Source organism: Undibacter mobilis, assembly GCF_003367195.1.
Taxonomy (GTDB): Bacteria; Pseudomonadota; Alphaproteobacteria; order Rhizobiales; family Xanthobacteraceae; genus Pseudolabrys; species Pseudolabrys mobilis.
Genome location: NZ_QRGO01000003.1, coordinates 308210 through 332054, shown reverse-complemented (window position 1 = coordinate 332054; position 23845 = coordinate 308210). Strand labels below are relative to the sequence as shown.

Sequence of the window (23845 nt, the reverse complement as noted above, 5' to 3'; positions counted from 1 at the left end):
CTTTAACCGCGCAATCCCTGATCGAGGTCGGCGATGATGTCGGCCTTGTCTTCGATGCCGATGGACAGGCGCACAACGTCCGGACCGGCGCCGGCCGCGATCTTCTGCTGATCGGAGAGCTGACGGTGCGTGGTCGAGGCGGGATGAATGATCAGTGATTTGGTGTCGCCGATATTGGCAAGATGCGAGAACAGCTTGACGTTCGACACCAGCTTGACGCCGGCTTCATAGCCGCCCTTGAGGCCGACCGTCATCACCGCGCCGCAACCCTTCGGCACGTATTTCTTGGCCAGCGTATTGTACTTGTCGCCGGGCAGGCTGCCATAGCTGACCCAGGCCACGTTCGGGTGCTTCGACAGGAATTCGGCAACCGCCAGCGCGTTGTCACAATGACGTTGCATGCGCAGCGGCAGCGTTTCGATGCCGGTCGAGATCAGGAAGGCATTGAACGGCGACAGCGCGGGCCCAAGATCGCGCAGGCCGAGCACGCGGCAGGCGATCGCAAAAGCGAAATTGCCGAAGGTCTCGTGCAACACGATACCGGCATATTCCGGGCGCGGCTCGCACAGCATCGGATACTTCTTGTCGCGCGACCAGTTGAAGGTGCCGGCGTCGACGATGATGCCGCCAATCGAGTTGCCGTGGCCGCCGAGGAACTTGGTCAGCGAATGGACGACAATGTCGGCGCCGTATTCGATCGGCTTGCACAGATAGGGCGAGGCCAGGGTGTTGTCGACGATGAAGGGAATGCCGGCCTTGCGGGCAATCGCCCCGATCGGCTCGAGATCGGTCACGGTGCCGCCGGGATTGGCGATCGACTCGACGAAGATCGCCTTGGTCTTCGGCGTGATGGCGCGCTCGAAGGACGATATATCGTCCGGGTCGGCCCACACGACGTTCCAGCCGAAGCTCTTGAAGGCGTGATTGAACTGGTTGATCGAGCCGCCATAGAGCTTCTTGGAGGCGACGAACTCGTCGCCCGGCATCAGCAGCGTCTGCATGACGATGACCTGCGCGGCGTGGCCGGAAGCCACCGCCAAAGCGGCGGTGCCGCCCTCGAGTGCGGCGACGCGCTCCTCAAGCACGGCGCAGGTCGGGTTGCCGATGCGGGTGTAGATGTTGCCGAAGGCCTGCAGGCCGAACAGCGAGGCGGCGTGATCGACGTCGTCGAACACGTAGGACGCGGTCTGATAGATCGGAGTGGCGCGCGCGCCGGTGGTGGGGTCGGGCTTGGCGCCGGCGTGAATGGCCAGCGTGTCAAATCCGGGGGTGCGTTCGGCGTCGGCCATGGGAGCTTCCTTGTAACGGAGGTGCCGGCGGATCGGCCGGCGAATGGGGCGGGATTAAACGGGGGCGATGGGCCGGGCGTCAAGGCGGCCCATTGACCGGGGCAAAATGCCTATATCGCGGTATATCGGCGAAAAATCGTTTCCGTGCCGGCCGCGTTCTCAGTCGTTCTTTTTCTCGCCGGCCTCGCCGAGGCCCATGCGCTGAAAGCCACCACCCAGATTCTGCGCGCGCTTGTTCGACAAGGTGCGCGAGTTGATGCCCATCCAGGAGATTTCGGAGGAAAGCCGGCCGTATTCGATCTTCGGGCAGCGATCCATGACCACCTTGAGTCCCGCAGCCTCTGCCAAAGCCGCGGCTTCGTCATTGCGGATGGTGAGCTGCATCCAGATGACGCGCGGCTTCGGCGTCAGTTTGAGCGCTTCCTCGACGACCGGCGTGACGAACTGCGGCGCGCGGAAGATATCGACCATGTCGATCGGCTCGGGCACCTCGGCGAGCGAGGCGTAGCACGTCTGACCGAGAAACTCCTTGCCCGCATGGCCCGGATTGATCGGGATCACCTTGAAGCCGCGCTCCGTGAGATACTTGAAGACGAAATAGCTCGGCCGCACCGCGTTCGGCGAGAAGCCGACCATGGCAACGGTCTTCACGGTGTTGAGGATGCCGCGGATGTAAGTGTCGGGATAGGAGTCGTGGTTCATTTCATTCACCGGTCATTCCAGGATGGCGCGAATGCGCCCAACCCGGAACGACGAAACCATTACCCGTTTTACCGGCCCACCGCCAATAGTGAACGGAGCCGCGCATTCTCGGCTTCCAGCTCGGCGATCTTGCGGGTGACGCCGCCCATCGCCTCGGCGATTTCCGCCTCGGTAAAGCGGGTGACGATGTGCTGCGAGCAGTTCACGTCCCAGGCTTCGATCGAGAACAGGATGGCACGCTCGGGCTTGGCCTTGTAGGCGGCGTCGAACAGGCGCTCGACCAGGGCGGCATCGTTTTCGACGACGCGGGCGCGGCCCCACAGCTTGATGCGCTGGCGCCGCGCCGGATCGAGCAGGAACAGATAGGCGCGGTCGTTCTCACTCAGGTTGGCGAGCGTGATGTATTGGCGGTTGCCGCGATAGTCGGCAAATCCCAGCGTCTTGTCGTCGACGACCTTGATGAAGCCCTTCGGCCCGCCGCGATGCTGAATGTAAGGTGCGCCCTCCTTGGTCGCGGTGGCCAGGAAGGCGGTGTCCTGCTCGGCGATGAAAGCGGCCAGCTCCGGCGTCACCGTGTCGGGAAAGCCCTCGGCGACGCGCTGCGCATAGGCCCGTGCCGAACCGCGCTCGGCCTGCGCCTGTTGCGCCGCCGGGGTGAAAACGATGGAGGCATTGTTCATGGAAAGGCCGCCCTTTGGTCGCGCAAGGGTGCCATAATTAGGCACGACGGGCGGCGACGCAAAGGGTGGCCCGGATCAAGCCGCCGTGAACGGCGGTTACTTCTTCGCGTCAGCCACGACCTTCTTGCAGGCCGCCGACAGCTTGTCGTTGTTCTTGGACAGACAGGCGAGCACACGGCCGCCACCCGGCATGGTGCCCTTGCAGAACTGGTCGTAGTCGGACTTGCAAGCGGCGCGCTGCTCGGCGCTGAACTCCTGCGCCGACGCGGCGGATACGGCGGCAACGGCAACGAAAGCGGCAAGGGCAATGCGGATCATCGGCAGTTCTCCCGTTCGAGGATGAAGTGTTCTTGGTCGCGACTTTAAAAGCTATTTGTCTTCCCAGGTCGGCGGACGTTTCTCGATGAACGCGCAGATGCCTTCTTCGGCGTCGCGTGCCATCATGTTTTCGGTCATCACTTCCGAAGCATAAGAATACGCCGCTGCGAGACTCATCTCGGCCTGGCGGTAGAAAGCTTCCTTGCCGACCTTCAGCGTGTAGGCCGATTTCGCCGCGATCTGCTTGGCGAGCGCAATGGCCTCGGCGCGCTCCTGGCCCGCCGGCACCATGCGGTTGACGAGGCCGATGTCAGCGGCGCGCTGCGCCGGCACCATGTCACCGGTGAGCAGCATTTCCATAGCCTGCTTGCGTGGCACATTGCGGGAGAGGGCGACCATCGGTGTCGAGCAGAACAGGCCGATATCAACGCCGGGGGTAGCGAATTTCGCCGCCTCTGAAGCAATAGCGAGATCGCAGCTCGCCACCAGCTGGCAGCCGGCCGCGGTGGCGACACCCTGCACGGCGGCAATCACCGGCTTCGGCAGGTTGACGATCTGCTGCATCATGCCGCTGCAGATCGTCATGATCTGGTGGAAATAGGCGCGGCCGCCGTCCGCGTCGCTGCGGCGGGCCGTGAGTTCTTTCAGATCATGGCCGGCGCAGAAAGCGGGACCGTTGGCGGTCAGCACCACGGCGCGGATCGAGGTGTCGGCGGCCATCGCCGTCCAGGCTTCCGACAGAGCGATCAGCAGCGCTTCGGATAACGAGTTGCGGGCCTGCGGCCGGTTGAGCGTGAGGATCGCAACGGGGCCATCGCGCTCGATCAGCAGCACGGTCTTGTCGATGTCGCGGGCGGTTTCGATGTTCATGCGTTTGCAGTTTCCGGTTACGGTCGAAACATAGTCGTGCGCAGGGCGGCGTGCAAAGACGGCGGAGCCGTCCTGAAGATAGGGATCGGGTGGCGGCGCTTGAGAGCGGGTCGCAGCCCCACTAGAACGGTGCCCTAACTGACAGACGTGAAGGGGCAGGGACGTGCGCTCATCCGTAATGACCATTGAGGCGATCGGCGCGCTGCTGGAGAAGGAGTTTCCGCAGGCCTTCTATCCGGGTTGCGGGCTGACCATCGAGCGCGCCAACTACGGCGACGTCCGTATCCGCAAGGCCTTTCACGAGGACCATCTGCGCCCCGGCGGCACGGTGTCCGGGCCGACGATGATGGAACTGGCCGATTTCGCCATGTATGTCGCGGTGTTTTCCGCTGCCGGGCCGCAGCCGCTGGCGGTGACGACCAATCTCAACATCAACTTCCTGCGCAAGCCGGCGGCGGCCGACCTGATCGCCGAGGCGCGGCTGATGAAGGTCGGCAAACGGCTGGCGGTGGGGGAGGTCACCCTCTATTCGGATGGCGAATCTGAGCCGGTGGCCCATGTCACCTCGACCTATTCGCTGCCGGTCCAGAAGTGATTAGCTGATGGTGCCAAAATACCAATCTCATAAGCTATTGAAAATACGACAAAAATAATCGAGCCGAGGCGTTGACGGTCGCAGGCCGCTCGTCTACACACCTGCCCAAGCTGGCGCGGTTCATTCCGCGCCTTTTTCCTTGGATTTTTCACTCTTCGGGATTTGTCATGAAGACCACCCAGTCGGTCAAAAGCGCCGACGTCGAGAAGAAGTGGCTGTTGATCGACGCCTCCGGGCTCGTCATCGGCCGTCTCGCGACGATCGTTGCCCTGCGCCTGCGCGGCAAGCACAAGGCCAGCTACACCCCCCATATCGATGACGGCGACAACATCATCGTCATCAACGCGTCGAAGGCCGTGTTCACCGGCCGCAAGCGCGAGCAGAAGGTCTATCACCACCACACCGGTTACATCGGCGGCATCAAGGAACGCACGGCCAAGCAGATCATGGACGGCAAGTTCCCCGAGCGCGTCGTCGAGAAGGCCGTGCAGCGCATGCTGCCGCGCGGGCCGCTGGGTCGCGTGCAGTTCGGCAATCTCCGCGTCTATCCGGGCGCCGAACATCCGCATGAGGCGCAGAAGCCGGAAACGCTCGATGTTGCCGCGATGAACCGCAAGAACGTGAGGAGTGCCTGATCGTGGCCGAGACCGTACAGTCAATGGAAGGCCTGTCGCAGCTCAAGGCCGCCGCGCCCGACGCTCCTCGTTATGAGAAGAAGGTCGACAAGCAGGGCCGCGCCTATGCCACCGGCAAGCGCAAGAACGCCGTCGCCCGCGTCTGGATCAAGCCGGGTTCCGGCAAGATCACCGTCAACACCCGCACGATCGAAGTGTTCTTCGCCCGTCCGGTGCTGCGCATGATGATCAACCAGCCGCTGGTCGCCGCCAACCGCGCGACTCAGTTCGACGTGGTCTGCACCGTGTCGGGTGGCGGTCTGTCGGGCCAGGCCGGTGCCGTGCGTCACGGTATCGCCAAGGCGCTGACCTACTTCGAACCGGATCTCCGCTCGATCCTTAAGCGCGGTGGGTTCCTAACCCGCGACAGCCGCGTGGTCGAGCGCAAGAAGTACGGCAAGGCCAAGGCCCGTCGTTCGTTCCAGTTCTCGAAGCGCTAAACAAAGCGCAATCGAACAATTTCAAAGAGCGCGCTTCGGCGCGCTCTTTTTTTTGTGACCAAAGTGTTCGACATCGCCCCGTATTCCTGTGGTGGCATTTACACATCGGCAATCCTGCCGCGCACAAAAGTGGTGGTCGGTAACTGGGTTAATACCGTCGAACGCCTAAATTCAGCACTGACTAGATGTGGTGGATTCGATGCGGCTGGATATTCCGACTTTGGCGATTGTGACGGTCTTCGTCACGGCGCTGCTTGGCGCTTTGCTCGTCTTTGCGGGATTGCAGAACCGCGCGGTGCGCGCTCTCATGACGTGGGGCGGGGCCTTCGTGCTGTGCGCGCTCGGCGTGGCGCTGGTCGCCATGCGCGGTATGGTGCCCGATTGGCTGTCAATCCAGTTCGCGAATGTGGTGGTGCTGGTCGGTATCGGGCTGGTCTGGGTTGGCGCGCGCCAGTTCGACGGCCGTCCGGCGCGCGTGGCAATGGTCGCCGTGGCGCCGCTGCTCTGGCTCGCGGCCTGCGCCGTTCCCGACATCCGCTTCGACATCAATTTGCGAACCGTGACGGTGTCGATCCTGTCGGCGCTCATCGCTTTAGCCGCTGCCTACGAGGTCTGGCGTGGCCGCTCCGAGCCGCTGCTGTCGCGGTGGCCGGCGGCCATCACCCTGTTTGTGTACGGCGCCGTGATGCTCATGCGCGTGCCGGTCACGCTGTTGGTGCCGCAGCCGGCCGGTGAATATCAATTCACGGCCAGCGCGCTCTATCCGTTGTTGTCCTTCGCCACGCTGTTGTTTTCGGTGGTCGTGGCTTTTCTGCTGCTCAACATGACCAAGGAACGCACCGAGCTGCGCCACCTGACTGCCTCGATGGTCGATCCTCTGACCGGCGTGTCCAACCGCCGCGCCTTCCTCACCGGCGCCGAGCGGCTGGCCGCGCAGCCGCGGGCTGACGGTGTCGCCCTGGCCGTGATGCTGTTCGACCTCGATCACTTCAAGGCCATCAACGACCGGCTCGGTCACGCTGCCGGCGACGCGGTGCTCGTGAGCTTTGCCGCGGCGGCGACCCGCGCGCTGGGCCCGGAGGCCTTGTTCGGCCGCATCGGCGGCGAGGAGTTCGGTGCCGTGATGCGCGTTGCGGGTCTCGGCGAAGCCCTTGCCATTGGCGAACAGGTGCGTCTGGCATTCGCCGCAGCCGGGCAGGCGGCCGAGATCGTGCCGACAGTCAGTGTCGGTGTGGCAATCGAGAACGACACGACCAAGACGCTCGAGGCACTGATGGCAGCTGCCGACCGCGCCCTTTATCGTGCCAAGGCCAAGGGCCGGAATCGCGTGGCGGGTGCGGCGGACGGCGTCAGCGTGATGCCGGCCGAGAGCGGCGAGCGGCGCACCTGGCGCCAGATGCCGGCGACCGCTTAAGGCGGCTTTTGCCCGCCGCCGGCGCGGCTTTCGATTCATTTGACGACAATTCGAACCGTTGTTGCCTCAAAGCGCGGCAGCGACGTCAAATCTTTCGCATCATCTCAAACGTTATCGTCCGTTCACGCTGAAGGCATGAACGCACGTTAGCCACGACATTTGAGATCATGCACCACACGGTCGTTCTCGATTTTCCGACACTCATCTTCGCCACGGTCTGCCTGGCGGTTTTTCTCGGGGTGTTCCTCATCGCCAACTGGGTCAAGCAGCGCGACATCGGCGCGCTGGCCTGGTGGGGGTCGGCCTATCTGATCGGCGCCGCCGCAATCATGCTGTGGGGCGCACCGGATCAATTCATCAAGGTGCCGTCGGTCCTGGCCGAGGCCATGATCTTCGTGGCCTGCGGCATGTTCTGGAACGGCTTGCGCCTGTTCTATGGCCGCCGGATGTGGCCGCTGGTGTCCTTCGCGGGCGCTATCGCCTGGGTTCTGAGCAGCCCGCTGCACGACATGGAAGACGGCAGCCCGCAGCGGGTGGCGTTCGGCGTCCTCATCGTCGCCATCTACACGTTCGGCATGGCGTTCGAATTGTCGCGCGAGCGCCGCCGCTCGCTGTACTCACGCACGGCGACGATCGCGGTGCCGCTTCTGCATGCCAGCATCTTTCTATTGCCATTGGCGCTGCGCTATTTCTTTCCGGACGCTTTCGCGACGCGCTGGCAGGCCGTGTTTGCGGTCGAAGCCCTGATCTATACCGTCGGCACGGCCTTCATCGTGCTGCTGATGGTGAAAGACCGCCACGTCCATTTCTACCGCAAGATCGCCACCACCGATCATCTGACCGGGCTCCTCAATCGCGGTGCCTTTCTGGAGGCGGCGACGTCGATGCATGCAAGCCAGAGCTCGCGCGGCGAGCCGGTGACACTGCTGATGTTCGATCTCGACCGGTTCAAGTCGATCAATGACCGCTTCGGCCATGCGGTTGGCGACAGCGCGCTCAAGGTCTTCGCCAAAGTGTTGCAGGAATCGACGCGCGCCACCGATGTCGTCGGCCGGCTCGGCGGCGAGGAATTCGTCGCCATGGTGCCGGAAGCGGCGGAAGACGCCTGCATCGTTGCCGAACGCCTGCGCGTGAACTTCCAGGCCGCCGGCGTGACGATCGACAACATCGCCATTGGCGCGACGGTCAGCACCGGGCTGGCGACCACCTACAAGGCCGAGACGACCCTCGACTCGCTGCTGCTGCGCGCCGACGAGGCGCTGTACCGGGCCAAGAACGGCGGCCGCAATCGCTACATCTGCGCCGATGAAGAGCCGGGCAGCGAGCCTGCGCGTGCCCGCTGGGCGGCGCGCGCCAGGCCAGAGGCGGTCAAGAGCAAATGGGCCGGCCGTCGTCCCAAAGCTGCGCCCGCTGCGGCGGGGTAGGCCGCGCCGTCAGGGTAAAAATTCGTTAACCCTGCGGGCGCTACCATGACTCTATGTCGAGTCTGTCCCATCGCATCCTGCACCACGGTCCGGCCGCCGAGACCCCGCTGTCCCTCGAGCTGCGCGCGCAGCACGCCGGTTCTGCCTGGGGATGCGAGTATTCGACCTCGGCCGAATATGATGCGGCCCTGATTGCCGAGCGCCGCGCCGCGGGACTCTACGGGCCCAAGCGCCAGCGCCGGCAGATGCTGACCGCCGCGGCCGGGATTGCCGCGGGACTTGCGGTGATTTTCTTCACGCTTCAGCTTCTGTAGCTCCGCTGAGCGCAGCGAAAGCCGGGGCAGCGCACCCGGGCTACGAGAACACCTGCATCAATTCTGCTTCGCTGAGGATTCGGTATGCGCCGGGCGCGAGATCGTCGGGCAGGGCCAGCGCACCGACGCGGTCGCGCCGCAAGGCGACGACGTGATTGCCGATCGCCGCGAACATACGCCGCACCTGATGATAACGACCTTCAGTGATGGTGACGAGGGCGCGCTTGTCGGACGCCGCTTCGAACACCGCCGGCAATAGCGGTTTCTCTTCGCCTTCGAGCATCAAGGTGCCGGCCGCGAACAGCGCCTTTTCGTCGCCGCGGAGCGGCCGGTCGAGCGTGACGTCGTAGCGTTTGGCGACATTGGCTTTGGGCGAGATGATCCGGTGCAGCAGCACGCCGTCATCGGTCAGCAGCAACAGGCCGGACGTTTCCTTGTCGAGACGGCCGACGGTGGAGATCGCGGGATTGCGCGCGCGCCAGCGCTCGGGCAGCAGGCTGTAGACCAGCGGGCCTTGTTCCTTGTGCGAGCAGGTGACGCCCACGGGCTTGTTCATCATCAGCACGAGGCCCGGCGGCGGATCGAGCGGCTCGCCCTCGACGGTCATGCGCGACGGCAGATCAGGCGTGACCGCAATCTTCTCATCGGCGTCGATGACGGCTTCGCCATCGAGCAGGACATAGCCGGCCTCGATCAGGTCCTGCACCTCGCGGCGCGAGCCGTAACCGAGATTGGACAAGAGGCGGTCGAGCCGCAATGTTGCCGGCGGCTTGGTCATTTGCGCGCCTCGTAGATCTTGTAGCCGCCGTCCTCGATCACCGGCGTCACCGCCTTGAACAGCGATTTCAACACGGCCTCATAGGGGAGGTGGCGGTTCGCCACCATAACGCAGACGCCGCCCTTGCGCAGGCTCTCATGCGCGCGTTTGACGAAAGCCTGCGCCAGCCCTTTGTCTTCCTGGCCGGCGTCGTGGAACGGCGCATTCATCACGACGAAGTCGAGATTGGCGAGATCGGGATGCGGATCGCGCAAATCGGCCCAGAGAAATTTGGCGCGCGGCGTGTCGAGATTGTGTTCGGCGCATTCGATGGCGCGGCGGTCGATATCGACCAAGGTCAGCTCGGTCACCGCATCGGACGCCAGCACCGCGCGCGCCAGAATGCCGATGCCGCAGCCGAAATCGGCGCCGCGGCCGGTCAGCGCCGGCAGGTGCTCGATCAGCATGTGAGTGCCGGGATCGAGCCGGTCCCAACTGAACACGCCCGGCTGGGTCCAGAGCGCGATCTCGTCGTCGAAGCGCGGCCCGCCATCGGCGATGACCTGGGCGATGACGCCGTCAATGCCGGCCGCCTTTGTCGCGGTGACAATGCGGTGATGACGTTTTGACGTTTCCTGAACGTCGAGCCCGAATGCTGCGAGCTCCTTGCGTAGCCGCGTGCCGCCCCGATCGTTCGGCGCCAGCGCGGTCAGCGGCGCGCTATTCTTGAGCGCGCGTAGCGCCAGCGCCAACGCATAGCGGCGCTCGATGGTGCCCGGTGGAGCGAGCAGGGTCATCGCCTCGAGCGAGCCTTCCGGCAGCCGGTCCAGCGACGCGGCGCCGGGCATCAGCGGCGAAAACTGGATGGCGTCGTGCGCGACCTCGGCAAGGTCGGCCGGCGGCGAGCCGTAGACACCAGTCGCCGTCATCACGCCGCCATCACATCGAGCAAAGCGGGCTTTACGCCGATCTGGTCGATCAGGCGATTGAGCTCGCCGCGCGCCTGCGCATTCGAGAGCTGATGCCGCTCGGCGAGGATCAGTTCGTTCTTCATGGTGTGCTCGAGCCCGGTGAATTCGGTGACGCGCACCTTGTAGCCGTGCGCCTCGAGCACCAGACCGCGAATGACATTGGTGAGGTGCGCGCCGAACTCGCGGCGCTGGATCGGATGTCGCCACAACTGGCGCATCGGTCCTGGGTGGCCGTCGAGCAGCCGCGCCACTTCGGCCTGACAGCACGGCACCAGCGCCACCCATTTGGCTTCGTGGCGCAGCGCGAAACGAATGGCGTCGTCGGTTGCGGTGTCGCAGGCATGCAGCGCCGTGACCATGTCGGCTTTTCCACCGGGCAGGTTGGCTTCGGCAATCGGCGCGGTGATGAAATCCAGACGGCCGAAGCCCGATTGCGTGGCAAGCTGTCGTGAGGTCTCGACCAGCTTTTCCCGGGTCTCGACGCCGATGACGCGGCCCTTGCCGGCTGGACCGATGAGGAGGTCATAGAGGATGAAGCCGAGATAGGACTTGCCGGCGCCGAGATCGGCGAGGATCGGATCGTCGCTCTCCTTCAGCATCGTCTCGATGGCCGGCTTGAGAAGCTGGGTGAGGTGCAGGACCTGGGTGAGCTTGCGCCGCGAATCCGCGTTCAGGGCGCTGTCGCGGGTCAGAATGTGCAGCGCCTTGAGGAGCGGCTCAGACTTTCTAGGCGCGGCGCTCGGCCAGAGCTTGGTCCAGTCGCTTTCGGTGGCGGCGGGCTTGGGGGCAGCTTTGGCAGGCTTCGTCGGCTGGCTCATGCCGCCTATCTAGCGGCGCCAGCGCGCCGTTGCCAGCGTCCGTATCCGGGCCCTTTGCCAATAAAAAAGGGCGCCCCCAGAGAGGGGACGCCCGGAGTGCTTCCTTGGGAGGAAACGCTGGAAGGCTTAGGCCGCCGCGGACTTGGAGACCGGCACTTCCGAGATGGTCTTCAGGATCTGCGAAGCGATCTGGTAGGGGTCCCCTTGCGAGTTCGGGCGGCGGTCTTCGAGGTAACCGCGGTAGAGGTCGCCCTTCACGAAGGAGTGCGGCACGCGGATCGAAGCGCCGCGGTCGGCCACGCCATAGGAGAACTTGTTCCACGGCGCGGTCTCGTGCTTGCCGGTCAGACGCTTGTCGTTGTCCGGGCCGTAAACGTCGATGTGCTCTTTCCAGTTCTTTTCGAAGGCCTTCATCATGGCTTCGAAATAAGCCTTGCCGCCGACCGTACGCATGTACTCGGTCGAGAAGTTGGCGTGCATGCCCGAGCCGTTCCAGTCGGTGTCGCCGAGCGGCTTGCAGTGCCATTCGATGTCGATGCCGTAGGATTCGCAAAGGCGCATCATCAGGTAGCGGGCGACCCACATCTGGTCGGCCGCGGTCTTGGAACCCTTGCCGAAGATCTGGAATTCCCACTGGCCCTTGGCCACTTCGGCGTTGATGCCTTCGTGGTTGATGCCGGCCTCGAGGCACAGCTCAAGGTGCTCCTCGACGATCTTGCGGGCGACCGAACCGACATTCGAGTAGCCGACGCCGGTGTAATAGGGGCCCTGCGGCGCGGGATAGCCATGCTCCGGGAAGCCGAGCGGACGGCCGTCCTTGTAGAAGAAGTATTCCTGCTCGAAGCCGAACCAGGCGCCGGGGTCGTCGAGGATGGTGGCGCGCTTGTTCGAGACATGCGGCGTCACGCCATCCGGCATCATCACTTCGCACATCACCAGCACGCCGTTTTTGCGGGCGCCATCGGGGAACACCGCAACCGGCTTGAGCACGCAATCCGACGAGTGGCCTTCGGCCTGCATCGTTGAGGAGCCGTCGAAGCCCCAGAGCGGCAGCTCGGCCAGCGTCGGGAACGAAGAAAATTCTTTGATCTGTGTCTTGCCACGCAGGTTCGGGACCGGCGTGTAGCCATCGAGCCAGATGTACTCGAGCTTGTACTTTGTCATTGCGTATCTCTCATTCTGATGGCGCCGGCGGCGCCGTAAGTGTGAGGAGCCTCGTTTCAAGAACCTCCGCCGTGGGACGGCGGACGGAGCCGGTCAAGGCATACCCGGCCTCAACGACCGCCTTCTAATTAGCATTTTCTGTGCCAACTGGTCCCGGAGGCGGCCCGGGCGAGGACCTTGTCCCCACCGGCGTTTATAGGGCGCGGGGCTCGGTCAAAATCAGCCGATTTCTTAGGCGGTTGCAGTGCAGAAGAACAAAGATGCGGCAACCGAAATGGGAAAAAGCGTTGTTCCGTCAGCATTGTGCCTTGCCGGAGGGCATGCTCTCATGTGCGCAAATATTGAGCAAATGCTGATTTTTTGAGGGCAAGGTGCCCAAAGGGAATCCAATTTCTGATATAGAACCCTATGTGAGTTGTTGCGTTGTTCCCAGAACAACCGATCTGAGCGTGGCGCCGGGAAGCGCTTGATCAGAGGAGAGACCACACAATGCCTACGAACGCTCCGCGCGAGACGGCGAGGATCTACCAGTTTCCCGTGGGTGGCCGCGCCGGTCTGGCGCCCCGCCGCTCACCCGAAATGGCCCGTTTCGCCGATATGCCGACCATCAGCTACGGCAGCAGCTGGTATCACGACGAGGCCATCCGCGAGGCGGCCGACAAGCCGCGCAAGAACTGACCGACGGCTTCGGCACTAAGCGCCGAAGATCGACCAGCCCATGCGTTTGGTGAGCGCTTCCAGCGCCACGCGGCCTAGATGTGAGTTGCCGGCGGCATCGAGCCCCGGCGCCCAGACCGCGATCGAGGCCTTGCCCGGCGCGATGCACAGAATGCCGCCGCCGACGCCGCTCTTGCCGGGCAGGCCGACGCGGTAGGCGAATTCCCCCGAGCCATCGTAGTGCCCGCAGGTCATCATCACGGCGTTGATGCGCCGTGCCCGCTCGGCCTGGATGACCTGATGGCCGGTGATCGGATTGCGCCCGGACATCGCCAGAAACAGCCCGGCTTTGGCGAGCTGGAGGCACGACATCGCAATGGCGCATTGGTGGAAATAGACGCCGAGCGTCATCTCGACGGCGTTGTCGAGCACGCCGAAGGACTTCATGTAATTGGCCAGCGCGGCGTTGCGGAAACCGGTGCGCTGCTCGGAGGCGGCAACCTTCTCGTCGATAACGATCGCCGGGTCATCGGCGAGAAACCTGATGAAACGCAGGATTTCGCCGAGCGCCTCGCGGGGCTGATGACCCGACAGGATCAGATCGGTCACGGCAATGGCGCCGGGATTGATGAAGGGATTGCGCGGGATTCCCTTCTCGTATTCGAGCTGCACGATCGAGTTGAAGGCGCTGCCTGAGGGCTCGCGGCCGACGCGGCTCCACAGTCGGTCGCCGACCTTGCCGAGCGCCAATGTCAGCGTGAACACCTTCGACACGCTCTGGATCGAAAACGGCAGGTCGAAATCACCGCCGGTCGCCACCGTCCCGTCGACGCCGACCACGGCGATGCCGAAATGCTGCGGATCGACATTGGCAAGTTCGGGAATGTAATGCGCCACCTCGCCGCGGTCGGGACGCTGTTTCATTTCGTCGGCGATTTCGGTGACGACCTCGCTGAGGTTTTGGGGCACGGAGCGCTCGTGTTGAGGCCGCCTGCGACGAGCAGGGGGACCGGGATTGGATCGCTCGTGAGTGTCCGATTTTGGGGGAGGAGGTCAATGCGATCTTTGGACAAATCCGTGCGGCACCGTCGGCTGGACGCCGGGGGCGTTCAGCTCGCGATCTTGCCGCCGCCGGTGCGCGTGATCACCACCACCGACGGGCGAGGTGGCATGCCGGGCTTGAAGTCCGGCCAGCGCGTCGAGGGATCGTCGAAGGTCGAGGCGCGGCCGAAAGCTTTCCACTGTGGCCCGTCGTCACCAGGGTGCTGAACGGCGAGGAACAAGGTCTCGACATCGGGCGTGAACATCGGCCCGCACATCTCGGCGCCGGCTGGGCAGCGGAAGAACAGTTTCGAGGTCGCGCGGGCTTCACCTGCGGTTTCGATTGCCCACAGGCCGTCGGCACGGCCGGTCGCCTTGTCGGAATTGCCGTCCGTCGAGATCCAAAGCCTACCGTCGGCGTCGACCGCGCAGTTGTCCGGCATGCCGAACCAGCCGTCTTTGGTGGTGGCGGAGGAAAACGTGGCGCCGACTTCGGCGACCGACGGATCGCCACACTTGAGCAATATCTCCCAGGTGAATTTCGTTGCGGCGTGATCGCCGTCGACCGGCGTCATTTCAATGACGTGACCGAACTTGTTGTCGGCCCGCGGATTGGCAGCGTCGACCTGATCGGGCTTACGCCGCGTGTTGTTGGTCAGCATGACGTAGACCTTCTGCGTCACCGGATTGACTTCGGCATCCTCGGGCCGGTCCATCTTGGTGGCGCCGAGCAGGTCGGAGGCGCGGCGCGTTTCGATCAGAACGTCGGCCTGATCCTTGAAACCGTTCGCAGCGGTAAGAGGGCCCTGGCCAAACGTGAGCGGCATCCACTCGCCGCTGCCGTCGGCATTGTATTTCGCGACAAATAGGGTGCCGGCATCGAGCAGATCGCGATTGGCGGCGGCATTGGCCGGATCGAAGCGGCCTGCGGTGACGAACTTGTAGACATAGTCGAAACGCTCGTCGTCGCCCTGATAGACGACATAGCGGTTGTCCTTGTTGAGAATGCCGGCAGCGCCTTCATGCTTGAAGCGGCCCATCGCGGTGCGCTTCTTCGGCGTCGAATTGGGATCGAACGGATCGATCTCCACCACCCAGCCGAAACGGTTGGCTTCGTTGGGCTCCTTGTTGACGTCGAAGCGGTCCTCGAACTTGCCCCAGGCATACCAATTGCTGGGCACGCCGTAGCGCTTGAAAGCGGTGGCCTGCGGATCGTTGTCGGCGAGCTTGCCCCAGAAATAGCCGTTGAAGTTCTCTTCGCAGGATAGCCATGTGCCCCAGGGCGTAACGCCGCCGGCGCAGTTGTTCAACATGCCGAGCACGCGGCGGCCGCTCGGATCCGCCTTGGTTTTCAGCCGCTCGCTGCCCGCCGCGGGGCCTGTGATTTCCATGACGGTGTCGGCGTCGATGCGGCGGGCATATTTCGAATTCGGCACCACCGACCATTTGCCGTTATCACGCCTGATCTCGATTACCGCGCCACCATGCGCGGCTTTCTCGATGTCGACGAGGTCCTTCGTCATCTTGGCGAAGGCGGCTTCCTTGGTGTCCTGCTCGCCGATGCCGGAGAACATCAGCTCCTCGTTGGTGTATTCGTGATTGACGACGAGGAGGCCGTGCGCCGACGGATTGGCGGCGCCGGGCATCGGCAGATAGCCGATGTAATCGTTGTTGTAGCCGAACTGCTGCTTCTGCGCCGAGGCGCTCTGCTGCGCTGGATCGAAGGCCGGCGCACCGGGCGTGACGGCATCGCCCCAGCGGATCAGAATGTCGGCATCGTAGCCCGCGGCAACGTGGTGACGTTCATCGACACCGGCTGCGACTTCGTCGAACTTGAAGCCGGTAACGGCGGCATGCGCCTTCTGCGACGCGGCGAGCGCGAGCGGGCTGACGGTCGCGGCGATGGCGGCGACGCCGAGCGCGCCCTTGAGGATGTCGCGGCGATGGTAACGCGCGGCGATGAGATCGCCAATGCTGGCGTTGTCGCTCGGGTTACTGCCTGCATTTTCCGCATCTTCGAAGGCCTGCGCGCGCGTCTGCATCGTGTCGCTCATATCCGTCTCCCGGCTCTGCCACCGATCATTTCGAGGCAGTCTAAAGAGCAGAAATGACCCGTCGGTGACAACGGCCGGACCGGGCAACGGGGGGCTGCCGGGGCGTGTTAGAGCAACTTTCCGTCGGCGCCGAAGAAGGGATGCGGCCCGTCAAATTGGCCGATGGGTACAGTGTGCGTCACGATGGTGCCGAAGCCGCTGCCCGCCGACCAGACATGCAGATGAAAGGCCGGCGGTTCGATCACGAAGGCCGGCGGCCAGTGCGCGTCGAGATCCAGCGCCACGGCGTGGTTGGGGGCCGGGCAGATCGTGGCCTGACGGCCTGCGAAAGTCGTGAGCGTGGCGCGATGCACATGGCCGGCGGCAATCAGGCGCACGCGCGGATGACGGTCGAGCAGCACCGCGAGCCGGTCGGCGTTCCGGAGGTTTTGCACATCCATATGGCCGATCCCGGTCAGGAATGGCGGATGGTGCAGAAACAACATCGCCGGCCGCGTATCAGATGCCTGCAGCGTGTCATCGAGCCAGGACATGGTATCGTCGTCCAGAAGACCATGAGGCTGGCCGGGAACGCTTGAATCCGCGGCGAGGATATCGACGTCACCGACGGCCCGCAGCGTGTTGAGCGGGCCAGTCGCCGAGGCGAAACTTTGGCCGGCCAGGGCGCGGCGCATAAGCGTCCGGTCATCGTGATTGCCCGGAACGACAACGAAGGGAAGCGTCAGCCGCGCCAGCAGGGCGTTGAGGTGCGCGTATTCCTCGTCCGTCGGCGTATCGGCAAGGTCGCCGGATATAACGACGAGATCGGGACGTGGCGACAGACCGTTCAGCGTCTCAATGCAACGCGCCAAAGCCGCTGGGGTATCCACCTTGCCGTAAGCCAGCGCGCCGGGGATTTTGATATGCAGGTCGGAGATTTGAGCGATAAGGATCGGCGATGTCATGACGGGCTTCCAGGCAGGATGCGGATCGCGTCCGGAGGCGCCGTCAAGCCGACAACGTCGCCCGGCGCGATGATGAGTCCGTTCGGCGCATCGACCAGGATCGGCTTGGCGGCCGCGCCGGCGATGCTCACCCGTTGGCGATCGCCGACGAAGATTACGGTTTCGACGCGACCGGTCAGCGTGGCAGCGTCCGCCGGAACAATCGACCATGACTCTGGTCTGATCATCGCAATGGCTGGTCCCGGTGTGGCGCCTGCGATGGGCAAGATGCCGCCCGGCAGGATCAGGCCGCCGTCGCGGCACGCGGCCTCGACAACATTGGCCGCGCCGACGAATTCCGCCACATAGCGGTTTGCCGGCGTGAGGTAGATATCGCGCGGCGTTCCGATCTGGGCGATGGCACCCTTGCTCATGACGACGATGCGGTCACCCAGCGTCATGGCTTCGGCCTGATCGTGTGTGACGTAGACCGACGTGATGCCCAGTTCGCGCAGCAGGCTGTTGAGCTCACCGCGCAGCCGCTCGCGCAACAGCGCGTCCAGAGCGGTCAGCGGTTCGTCGAGCAGCAACACGCGGGGGCGCGCCGCGACGGCACGCGCCAGCGCCACACGCTGACGCTGGCCGCCCGATAGCTGATCGATCGAGCGGCCTTCAAGGCCTTCAATGTGAGTCAGTTTGACCAATTCTGCGACGCGCTTTGCCCGCTCGACGGCGCCGACACCGCGGATTTTCAATCCGTAACCGATGTTTTCGGCCACGTTCATGTTCGGGAACAGCGCATAGGACTGGAACACCATGCCGACATTGCGCCGTTCGATGGGCGTATCGGTGACGTCTTCGTCGCCAAAGCGTACGCGGCCGCCGGCGTCCGGCGTCTCGAGGCCGGCGATGATGCGCAGCATCGTCGTCTTGCCGCAGCCGGACGGGCCCAGGAAGACAACCGTCTCGCCGCGCTCGATATGAAGCGTCGTAGGCTCGAGCGCGCGGGCGCCGTTAGCAAAAGTCTTGCCGCAGTTCTCAAGATGAATGGCAACCCCATGTGCCGTCATCGGCTGCTCCCTGCGAGGCCGCCGCGCGCGGCCATGAACTGCATGGCGACGAGCAGGGGGATGATCATCACGAAAAAGACCAAGGTGTAGGCGGATGCCACTTCAAGCCGCATCGAGGCGTAGCTGTCGGCGAGGCCGACGGGCAGCGTCTTGGTCAGCGGCGTGTGCAGCATCCAGGTGAGATTGAATTCGCCGAGCGACAGCGTTACCACCATCAGCGAGCCGGCGAGCAGGCCGGGCTTCACATTCGGGACGATGACGTCACGAAAGCGCTGCCAGGGCGACGCGCCGAGCGAGGCCGCTCCTTCGTCGAGCAGATTGACATTGACCGAGGCGAGGACAGCCATGATCGACCGGACCATGAAGGGCAGCGTGAAGATGACATGGCCGACAAGGATGAACAGCCATGAGCGCCGGAAGTCGCTGAACCCGCCATAGCTGAGCAGCAAGGCGAGCGCGATGGCCAGCCCCGGAATGGCGAGCGGCAAAGTGATGATCTCCTCGATCGCCCGGGCCATGCGGTCGCCGCGCCGGTGCAGCGCATAGGCGGCCGGCAGCCCGATGACGATGGTTACGATCAGTGTGGCGATAGCGACGATGAAGGATCGCAAGATTGTATCGGCATACAGCTCCCAGACCTGCCACAGCCATCGCAATGTGAGACCGGAGCGCACGCCAATAAAATAGTTCTCGGTGATGCCAGCGAGCATTGACAGCGCCGCCGGAACAATCAGGAAGGCGGCCAGCAGCATCGTGAACGCCAGTTGTGCGGAAAACAGCAGCCGTGCCCGCAGCACATGCGGCCGTTGGACGAAGGTTCGAAGGCGGCTCGGCGTCATGGCCATGTGCTAACCCGCGGCCGCAACAGTGCCGCCGGCGGAGCGCGCGAGCGCCAGCGCGGCCCATGTCACGAGTCCCAGTCCCACTGATAGCGCCGCCGCCATCGCGATGTTCGCTGACAGCGTGAACTCGGTATAAATCAGCATCGGCAGCACGTTCACATTGGTTGCCAGCGTGAACGCGGTCCCAAAGGCGCCCATGGCCGTAGCAAAGGCGATCGCGCCCGACGCGATGAAAGTGGGCATCAAGGCCGGCAGGATAACGTCGCGATGTACGGCCCATGACGAGGCGCCCAGCGTGCGTGCGGCTTCCTCAAGTGCGGGATCGAGCTTTTCCACCGCGGCCATGACTGTGAGAATGACGCGCGGGATCGAGAAGTAGAGATAGCCGAGAAACAGCCCCTGCATGGAATAGGCAAACACCCATTTCTCGCCAAAGGCGTAGGCCGTGACCTCGCCGATCAACCCCTGCCGCCCGGCCAGCAGAATGATCAGGAAGCCAATGACGACGCCCGGCAGCGCCAACGGAAACGTCAACAGCGCGATGAGCAGCGAGCGGCCGGGAAAGCTGTGGCGCTGGAGAAACAACGCGGCAATGGTCGAGACGAGCAAAGCCGCCGCGGTTGTCGCCGACGCCAGCAGAACAGTGTTGATCAGCGTCGCGCGATAGCGCGGCTCGACCAGAATAGCCGCGTAGGCGCCAATACCGGACGGACCATTGGCGCCGGTTACAATCAGCCGCGCGATCGGCAGCAGAAAAAAGGCGATGACGATCGCCGCGAGGGGGATCAGGCAGAGCCGGATAAAGGTTTTTGACGTCATTGAGACAGCGGTGCCCCGCTATAGGCGGGGCACCGTCTTTGCGTCATTGCACTTCAGCAAGATAACGATCGGTGAAGCCCTTCTGCGCCGCTTCCATCTTCTCCCAGTTCACGCTTTTGGCGCGGGCATAGTCGCTGTCGGGCAGGAACTTAGCCTTGACGGCTGCCGGCAGTTCGATCGGGCGGGCCGGACGAAGATAGGCGTTGGTCCAGATCGCCTGACCCTTATCGGAGAGCAGGAAGTCGAGCACCTTCTTCGCCTTTTCCGGGTTCGGCGAGCCTTTCACCAGGCTGACGACATAGGGGAACACCACGGTGCCTTCGCAGGGAATGACGAAAACGAAGTCGCCTTTCTCCGTATATTTGGCGCGGTAGGCGTTGAAATCGTAGTCGAACAGAATCGGAATTTCGCCGGAGACGACGCGCGCATAAGACGTCTGCTTGGGCACGATGGCGTCATTCTTCTTCAAGCCTTTGAAGAAGTCGATCGCCGGCGTGAAGTTGGTTTCGTTGCCGCCCAGGGCACTGTTGACGGCGGCAACGCCGACATAACCGACTGCCGCCGACGTCGGATCGAGATAGCCGACCATGCCTTTATATTCGGGCTTGAGGAGGTCCTTCCAGCAAGCGGGGACGGGCTTGCCGCCGAGCGCCGCCTTGTTGACGAACAGACCGAGCGTGCCGGAATGGATGGTCGTCCAGGCGCCGTCAGCGTCCTTCAGTTCCGCGGGCACCTGATCCGAGCCGGCGGGCTTGTAGGCCTCCACGACACCGAGGCCCTTCGCTTTCATGCCGAAGTTGACGCCGTAGTAGACGATGTCGGCCACCGGGTTGTTCTTTTCGGCGATGAGTTGCGAGAGCGACTGACCCGAGTTCTTGTTGTCGAACGGGATGTCGAAGCCGAGATCGGCCTTGATCGTCTTGAGCATGGTTGCCCAATCGGCCCATTGCGGCGGGCAGTTGTAGCAAATGACGTCGGCGGCCTGCGCCGGCGTCGCCATCGTTGCCGCCGTCAGGATAAGCGCGGCAATCAGCTTTTTCATGGAAGTGCTCCTCGCGGTGATGGCTTCACAAGCCATGCTTCCATTGCGCTTTGATGACAGCGCGCCTCCTTATCCACGGTGCAAACGCGGCCGATGGCATCGTCAAAAAGAAAAGGCGCCCCGGAGGGGACGCCTGAACAAATAGCGCGCTGCTGCGGGCGTTCAGCTCGCGATCTTGCCGCCGCCGGCCGTTTTCGGCCGACGGCGGTATCGAACGTCAATCGTTGAGCGCTTACCAGCTGGGCAGCACGGCCCCTTTGAACTTCTCTTGCACGAACGCCTTCACTTCCGGTGTGTGATAGGAAGCGAGCAGGGTCTTCACCCAAGGCTTGTCCTTGTCGACCGAACGCACCGCGATGACGTTGACATAGGGGCCCTTGGCGTCCTCCTTGAGGATGGCGTCGTTGAGCGTCAGGCCGGCCTGGGTCGCGTAGTTGGTGTTGATCGAGGCGGCATCGACGTCGTCGAGCGAGCGCGGGGCCTGCGCGGCCTCGACTTCGATGATCTTCAGCTTCTTCGGATTGTCAATGATGTCGGCGACGCTCGGCTTGAGGCCGGCTTCGGGCTTCACCTTGATGATGCCGTTAGCCTGCAGCAGCAGCAGCGAGCGCCCGCCATTGGTCGGATCGTTCTGGATGGCGACGGTGCCGCCGGCCGGCACGTCGGCGAACGACTTGTGCTTTTTCGAGTAGATGCCGAGCGGGAAGTTCAGCGTGGCGCCGACGCTCTCAATCTTGAAGCCGCGATCCTTCTTCTGGTTGTCCAGATAGGGCTGATGCTGGAACGAATTGGCCTGGATTTCACCGGCGTCCAGTGCGGTGTTCGGAATAACGTAGTCCGAGAATTCGATGATCTGGATGTCGAGGCCCTTTTTGGCCGCGATCGGCTTGACGACCTCGAGCACCTGGGCGTGCGGGCCTGGCGTGACGCCGATCTTGATGGTCTCTGCTTGTGCGGCACCGGCACCGATGACCGCCGCGATAGCGGCCGACAGGACGAGACGTAAGGGCATGCTGGTTCTCCTTTGCATTATCAGGACGAGTGACGAAGACGTTTGTTGAGCCGGCGCGACAGGCGATCACCGAACGACTGCACGCCCTGAACGAGAACGATCAGGACGATCACCACAATGGCCATGACGTCGGGCATGAAGCGCTGGTAGCCGTACCGGATGCCGAGATCGCCGAGGCCACCGCCGCCGACGACGCCGACGATGGCCGAAAAGCCGATGAGGTTGACGGCCGCCAGCGTCAGGCCGAGGACGATGCCGGGCAGCGCTTCGGGAATGAGGACCTTGCGCACGATCTGCAGTGGCGTGGCGCCCATGGCGCGGGCGGCTTCGACGAGGCCGAAATCCACTTCGCGGATCGCGGCTTCGATCAGGCGCGCGATAAACGGGATCGCTGCGATCGTTAAAGGAACGACGGCCGCGGTGGTGCCGATCGACGTGCCGGCGACGAGCCGCGTAAAGGGAATGATGGCGACGACGAGAATGATGAACGGCGTCGACCGCGTCGCATTGGCGATGATGCCGAGGACCGCCTTGCCGGCCGGAAACGCCAGCAACTCATCCTCGCCGCCCGTCGCCAGGAAAATGCCGAGAGGCAGGCCGACAATCGTGCCGAAACTCAAGGCAAGCGCGACCATATAAAGCGTGTCGAGCGTCGAACTGAAGATGAGACGAATAATCTCAGGCGACATGGCCGAGAACCTCCGTGCTGACGCCGTTGCGTTCGAAGAAGGCGATGGCTTGCGACGTCGATGAACTAGCGATGCTGGCGATGATCCAGCCGAACGGTTTGCCGGCCAGCGTGTCGACCGTGGCGCTGATGATATTGATGTCGATGCTGAGTACGCGTGTCAGCTTCGACAGCACCGCCTCGTCGGCGGAGGCTGTGCGGAAGACGATGCGGACAACGGTTTGTCCGCCGGGCGCGGCGTACGGCTGCAGCCTAGCTTTCAAGTCCTCCGGCAGTTGGCGCCCTGCGTCATTGGCGAAAAACGAGTGGGTTACGGCATGTCTGGGCTGCGTGAAGATATCGTAGACGTCGCTATGTTCGACGACACTGCCGCCTTCCAGCACAACGACTTCATCCGCGATCGCGCGTACGACCGACATTTCATGGGTGATGAGCAGGATGGTAAGCCGGAGTTCGCGATTGACGGTCTTGAGCAGATCGAGAATGGAGCGGGTGGTCTCCGGATCAAGTGCCGACGTGGCTTCGTCCGACAGCAGCGCCTTCGGTTCGGTCGCCAGCGCGCGTGCGATGCCGACGCGCTGTTTCTGGCCGCCGGACAGTTCGCTCGGATATCGGTCGCGCTTGTCGGCTAGGCCCACCAAGTCCAGCAGCGCGTTGACGCGTTTGGCGATGGTTGCGGTATCGGCACCGGCTATTTCGAGAGGCAATGCGACATTGTCGAAGGCGGTGCGCGACGACAATAGATTGAAGTGCTGGAAGATCATGCCGATCTGGCGCTGTGTTTGCCGTAGCGCTCTACCGGTAAGCCCGCCGACGTCGACGCCATCGAACAGAACGCGGCCGCCTGTCGGTTTGTCGAGGCCGTTGACAAGACGGATCAATGTCGATTTGCCGGCGCCACTGCGGCCAATGACACCCATGACCGACCCGGCACGGACGGAAAGCGATACGTCATGCAGCGCGCTCACTTCAGTCGCAGTGCCGCGCGCTGGAAAGACCTTGCGAACGTTATCGAATTTGATGAGTTCGCCGGCGAGGGCGCCTTGTTGCGACTGCACTGCCGGCGCGGTGGTGTCGTTCACGGCGGATATACCTGTAGAAAAGTCGGACACTCGTCCGTGCAAGGCGGCTGGACGAAGCAGGTTACCCGATAAATCAGCTGTCATGCTCATGGTGATTAGGGATTCCCGGAATCTGGAATGCAGGCAAACGCGGGTCGGATCCCGCGATGTGACCGTCTGCGTCGTGGCTGTGAAACGGTAGGCGG

The 23845-nt window shown here is 63.5% G+C and carries 26 protein-coding genes; 7 read left to right on the top strand and 19 right to left on the bottom strand.

The window, feature by feature from the left end:
- Nucleotides 1-2 precede the first annotated feature (2 nt).
- The 5 genes from DXH78_RS19025 to DXH78_RS19005 form a co-directional block, all read right to left on the bottom strand.
- On the bottom strand, nt 3-1289 hold the full coding sequence (locus DXH78_RS19025; RefSeq protein ID WP_115518835.1) for an O-acetylhomoserine aminocarboxypropyltransferase: 1287 nt from the start codon (nt 1287-1289) through the stop codon (nt 3-5).
- A gap of 159 nt (nt 1290-1448) precedes the next feature.
- Entirely contained in the window at nt 1449-1991 is a 543-nt protein-coding gene (locus tag DXH78_RS19020; RefSeq protein ID WP_115518834.1) for a CoA-binding protein, read from the bottom strand.
- A 68-nt stretch (nt 1992-2059) separates the two neighbouring features.
- Nucleotides 2060-2671: a pyridoxamine 5'-phosphate oxidase family protein gene (locus DXH78_RS19015; RefSeq protein ID WP_115518833.1), complete on the bottom strand. Its 612-nt coding sequence runs from the start codon at nt 2669-2671 to the stop codon at nt 2060-2062.
- Nucleotides 2672-2767: 96 nt separating this feature from the next.
- On the bottom strand, nt 2768-2989 hold the full coding sequence (locus tag DXH78_RS19010) for a cysteine rich repeat-containing protein (RefSeq protein ID WP_210209612.1): 222 nt from the start codon (nt 2987-2989) through the stop codon (nt 2768-2770).
- A 51-nt stretch (nt 2990-3040) separates the two neighbouring features.
- The gene (locus DXH78_RS19005; protein WP_115518832.1) at nt 3041-3859 is read right to left on the bottom strand and encodes an enoyl-CoA hydratase; all 819 of its coding nucleotides are present in this window, start codon (nt 3857-3859) and stop codon (nt 3041-3043) included.
- Nucleotides 3860-4037: 178 nt separating this feature from the next.
- Here DXH78_RS19005 and DXH78_RS19000 point away from each other — a divergent pair, with 178 nt between their 5' ends.
- The 6 genes from DXH78_RS19000 (at nt 4038) to DXH78_RS18975 (ending at nt 8720) form a co-directional block, all read left to right on the top strand.
- Nucleotides 4038-4454 (top strand): PaaI family thioesterase, encoded by a 417-nt coding sequence (locus DXH78_RS19000; protein ID WP_115518831.1) that lies wholly within the window; start codon nt 4038-4040, stop codon nt 4452-4454.
- Between the two features lie 167 nt (nt 4455-4621).
- Nucleotides 4622-5089, top strand: coding sequence for a 50S ribosomal protein L13 (rplM, locus tag DXH78_RS18995; protein ID WP_115518830.1), 468 nt, complete (start codon nt 4622-4624; stop codon nt 5087-5089).
- A 2-nt stretch (nt 5090-5091) separates the two neighbouring features.
- Nucleotides 5092-5568, top strand: a complete 477-nt coding sequence (gene rpsI / locus DXH78_RS18990) for a 30S ribosomal protein S9 (RefSeq protein WP_115518829.1) — start codon at nt 5092-5094, stop codon at nt 5566-5568.
- A 199-nt stretch (nt 5569-5767) separates the two neighbouring features.
- Nucleotides 5768-6982 carry a GGDEF domain-containing protein gene (locus tag DXH78_RS18985; RefSeq protein WP_115518828.1) on the top strand — a complete coding sequence of 405 codons (1215 nt, stop codon included), beginning with the start codon at nt 5768-5770 and terminating at the stop codon, nt 6980-6982.
- Between the two features lie 167 nt (nt 6983-7149).
- Entirely contained in the window at nt 7150-8406 is a 1257-nt protein-coding gene (locus DXH78_RS18980) for a GGDEF domain-containing protein (RefSeq protein WP_115518827.1), read from the top strand.
- 53 nt (nt 8407-8459) lie between these two features.
- Complete coding sequence (locus tag DXH78_RS18975) at nt 8460-8720, top strand: hypothetical protein (RefSeq protein WP_115518826.1); 261 nt, start codon at nt 8460-8462, stop codon at nt 8718-8720.
- 40 nt (nt 8721-8760) lie between these two features.
- On the opposite strand, the gene DXH78_RS18970 is transcribed toward DXH78_RS18975, so the two are convergent.
- The 4 genes from DXH78_RS18970 to DXH78_RS18955 form a co-directional block, all read right to left on the bottom strand.
- Nucleotides 8761-9498, bottom strand: coding sequence for a pseudouridine synthase (locus tag DXH78_RS18970; RefSeq protein ID WP_115518825.1), 738 nt, complete (start codon nt 9496-9498; stop codon nt 8761-8763).
- Entirely contained in the window at nt 9495-10406 is a 912-nt protein-coding gene (locus DXH78_RS18965; protein WP_115518824.1) for a class I SAM-dependent methyltransferase, read from the bottom strand. Before DXH78_RS18965 ends, DXH78_RS18970 begins: the two co-directional genes overlap by 4 nt.
- Nucleotides 10406-11266, bottom strand: a complete 861-nt coding sequence (locus DXH78_RS18960; protein WP_115518823.1) for a class I SAM-dependent methyltransferase — start codon at nt 11264-11266, stop codon at nt 10406-10408. Before DXH78_RS18960 ends, DXH78_RS18965 begins: the two co-directional genes overlap by 1 nt.
- A gap of 126 nt (nt 11267-11392) precedes the next feature.
- The gene (locus DXH78_RS18955; protein ID WP_115518822.1) at nt 11393-12430 is read right to left on the bottom strand and encodes a glutamine synthetase beta-grasp domain-containing protein; all 1038 of its coding nucleotides are present in this window, start codon (nt 12428-12430) and stop codon (nt 11393-11395) included.
- A 489-nt stretch (nt 12431-12919) separates the two neighbouring features.
- On the opposite strand from DXH78_RS18955, the gene DXH78_RS18950 reads away from it, so the two are divergent.
- Nucleotides 12920-13108, top strand: coding sequence for a DUF2735 domain-containing protein (locus DXH78_RS18950; protein ID WP_115518821.1), 189 nt, complete (start codon nt 12920-12922; stop codon nt 13106-13108).
- 15 nt (nt 13109-13123) lie between these two features.
- On the opposite strand, the gene DXH78_RS18945 is transcribed toward DXH78_RS18950, so the two are convergent.
- The 10 genes from DXH78_RS18945 to DXH78_RS18900 all read right to left on the bottom strand — a co-directional run bounded on the left by DXH78_RS18945 (nt 13124) and on the right by DXH78_RS18900 (nt 23669).
- Nucleotides 13124-14056 carry a glutaminase gene (locus DXH78_RS18945; protein ID WP_283805645.1) on the bottom strand — a complete coding sequence of 311 codons (933 nt, stop codon included), beginning with the start codon at nt 14054-14056 and terminating at the stop codon, nt 13124-13126.
- A 140-nt stretch (nt 14057-14196) separates the two neighbouring features.
- Nucleotides 14197-16182: a PhoX family protein gene (locus DXH78_RS18940; protein ID WP_115518819.1), complete on the bottom strand. Its 1986-nt coding sequence runs from the start codon at nt 16180-16182 to the stop codon at nt 14197-14199.
- A gap of 107 nt (nt 16183-16289) precedes the next feature.
- Nucleotides 16290-17126, bottom strand: coding sequence for a phosphodiesterase (locus DXH78_RS18935; RefSeq protein WP_115518818.1), 837 nt, complete (start codon nt 17124-17126; stop codon nt 16290-16292).
- Entirely contained in the window at nt 17123-18175 is a 1053-nt protein-coding gene (locus tag DXH78_RS18930) for an ABC transporter ATP-binding protein (RefSeq protein WP_115518817.1), read from the bottom strand. Before DXH78_RS18930 ends, DXH78_RS18935 begins: the two co-directional genes overlap by 4 nt.
- Nucleotides 18172-18969 carry an ABC transporter permease gene (locus DXH78_RS18925; RefSeq protein WP_115518934.1) on the bottom strand — a complete coding sequence of 266 codons (798 nt, stop codon included), beginning with the start codon at nt 18967-18969 and terminating at the stop codon, nt 18172-18174. Before DXH78_RS18925 ends, DXH78_RS18930 begins: the two co-directional genes overlap by 4 nt.
- Before the next feature lie 54 nt (nt 18970-19023).
- Entirely contained in the window at nt 19024-19836 is an 813-nt protein-coding gene (locus DXH78_RS18920; RefSeq protein WP_115518816.1) for an ABC transporter permease, read from the bottom strand.
- Between the two features lie 43 nt (nt 19837-19879).
- A complete protein-coding gene (locus DXH78_RS18915) occupies nt 19880-20878 on the bottom strand; it encodes an ABC transporter substrate-binding protein (protein ID WP_115518815.1) in 999 nt (332 codons plus the stop codon).
- Between the two features lie 232 nt (nt 20879-21110).
- Entirely contained in the window at nt 21111-21890 is a 780-nt protein-coding gene (locus tag DXH78_RS18910; protein WP_168192889.1) for a MetQ/NlpA family ABC transporter substrate-binding protein, read from the bottom strand.
- A gap of 20 nt (nt 21891-21910) precedes the next feature.
- The gene (locus tag DXH78_RS18905) at nt 21911-22579 is read right to left on the bottom strand and encodes a methionine ABC transporter permease (protein ID WP_115518813.1); all 669 of its coding nucleotides are present in this window, start codon (nt 22577-22579) and stop codon (nt 21911-21913) included.
- Entirely contained in the window at nt 22569-23669 is a 1101-nt protein-coding gene (locus DXH78_RS18900; RefSeq protein ID WP_430727512.1) for a methionine ABC transporter ATP-binding protein, read from the bottom strand. Before DXH78_RS18900 ends, DXH78_RS18905 begins: the two co-directional genes overlap by 11 nt.
- Between the last annotated feature and the right edge of the window lie 176 nt (nt 23670-23845).

Bases quoted from the DNA above. Each gene is read 5' to 3' on its own strand.
- DXH78_RS19000 (WP_115518831.1), top strand. From the start codon at position 4,038: ATGACCATTGAGGCGATCGGCGCGCTGCTGGAGAAGGAGTTTCCGCAG.
- DXH78_RS18935 (WP_115518818.1), bottom strand. From the start codon at position 17,126: ATGACATCGCCGATCCTTATCGCTCAAATCTCCGACCTGCATATCAAA.
- DXH78_RS18960 (WP_115518823.1), bottom strand. From the start codon at position 11,266: ATGAGCCAGCCGACGAAGCCTGCCAAAGCTGCCCCCAAGCCCGCCGCC.
- DXH78_RS18980 (WP_115518827.1), top strand. From the start codon at position 7,150: ATGCACCACACGGTCGTTCTCGATTTTCCGACACTCATCTTCGCCACG.
- DXH78_RS18920 (WP_115518816.1), bottom strand. From the start codon at position 19,836: ATGACGTCAAAAACCTTTATCCGGCTCTGCCTGATCCCCCTCGCGGCG.
- DXH78_RS18930 (WP_115518817.1), bottom strand. From the start codon at position 18,175: ATGACGGCACATGGGGTTGCCATTCATCTTGAGAACTGCGGCAAGACT.
- DXH78_RS18910 (WP_168192889.1), bottom strand. From the start codon at position 21,890: ATGCCCTTACGTCTCGTCCTGTCGGCCGCTATCGCGGCGGTCATCGGT.
- DXH78_RS19015 (WP_115518833.1), bottom strand. From the start codon at position 2,671: ATGAACAATGCCTCCATCGTTTTCACCCCGGCGGCGCAACAGGCGCAG.
- DXH78_RS19010 (WP_210209612.1), bottom strand. From the start codon at position 2,989: ATGATCCGCATTGCCCTTGCCGCTTTCGTTGCCGTTGCCGCCGTATCC.
- DXH78_RS18975 (WP_115518826.1), top strand. From the start codon at position 8,460: ATGTCGAGTCTGTCCCATCGCATCCTGCACCACGGTCCGGCCGCCGAG.
- DXH78_RS18940 (WP_115518819.1), bottom strand. From the start codon at position 16,182: ATGAGCGACACGATGCAGACGCGCGCGCAGGCCTTCGAAGATGCGGAA.
- DXH78_RS18915 (WP_115518815.1), bottom strand. From the start codon at position 20,878: ATGAAAAAGCTGATTGCCGCGCTTATCCTGACGGCGGCAACGATGGCG.
- DXH78_RS18970 (WP_115518825.1), bottom strand. From the start codon at position 9,498: ATGACCAAGCCGCCGGCAACATTGCGGCTCGACCGCCTCTTGTCCAAT.
- DXH78_RS18985 (WP_115518828.1), top strand. From the start codon at position 5,768: ATGCGGCTGGATATTCCGACTTTGGCGATTGTGACGGTCTTCGTCACG.
- DXH78_RS18955 (WP_115518822.1), bottom strand. From the start codon at position 12,430: ATGACAAAGTACAAGCTCGAGTACATCTGGCTCGATGGCTACACGCCG.
- DXH78_RS19005 (WP_115518832.1), bottom strand. From the start codon at position 3,859: ATGAACATCGAAACCGCCCGCGACATCGACAAGACCGTGCTGCTGATC.
- DXH78_RS18965 (WP_115518824.1), bottom strand. From the start codon at position 10,406: ATGACGGCGACTGGTGTCTACGGCTCGCCGCCGGCCGACCTTGCCGAG.
- DXH78_RS19020 (WP_115518834.1), bottom strand. From the start codon at position 1,991: ATGAACCACGACTCCTATCCCGACACTTACATCCGCGGCATCCTCAAC.
- rplM (WP_115518830.1), top strand. From the start codon at position 4,622: ATGAAGACCACCCAGTCGGTCAAAAGCGCCGACGTCGAGAAGAAGTGG.
- DXH78_RS19025 (WP_115518835.1), bottom strand. From the start codon at position 1,289: ATGGCCGACGCCGAACGCACCCCCGGATTTGACACGCTGGCCATTCAC.
- DXH78_RS18950 (WP_115518821.1), top strand. From the start codon at position 12,920: ATGCCTACGAACGCTCCGCGCGAGACGGCGAGGATCTACCAGTTTCCC.
- DXH78_RS18905 (WP_115518813.1), bottom strand. From the start codon at position 22,579: ATGTCGCCTGAGATTATTCGTCTCATCTTCAGTTCGACGCTCGACACG.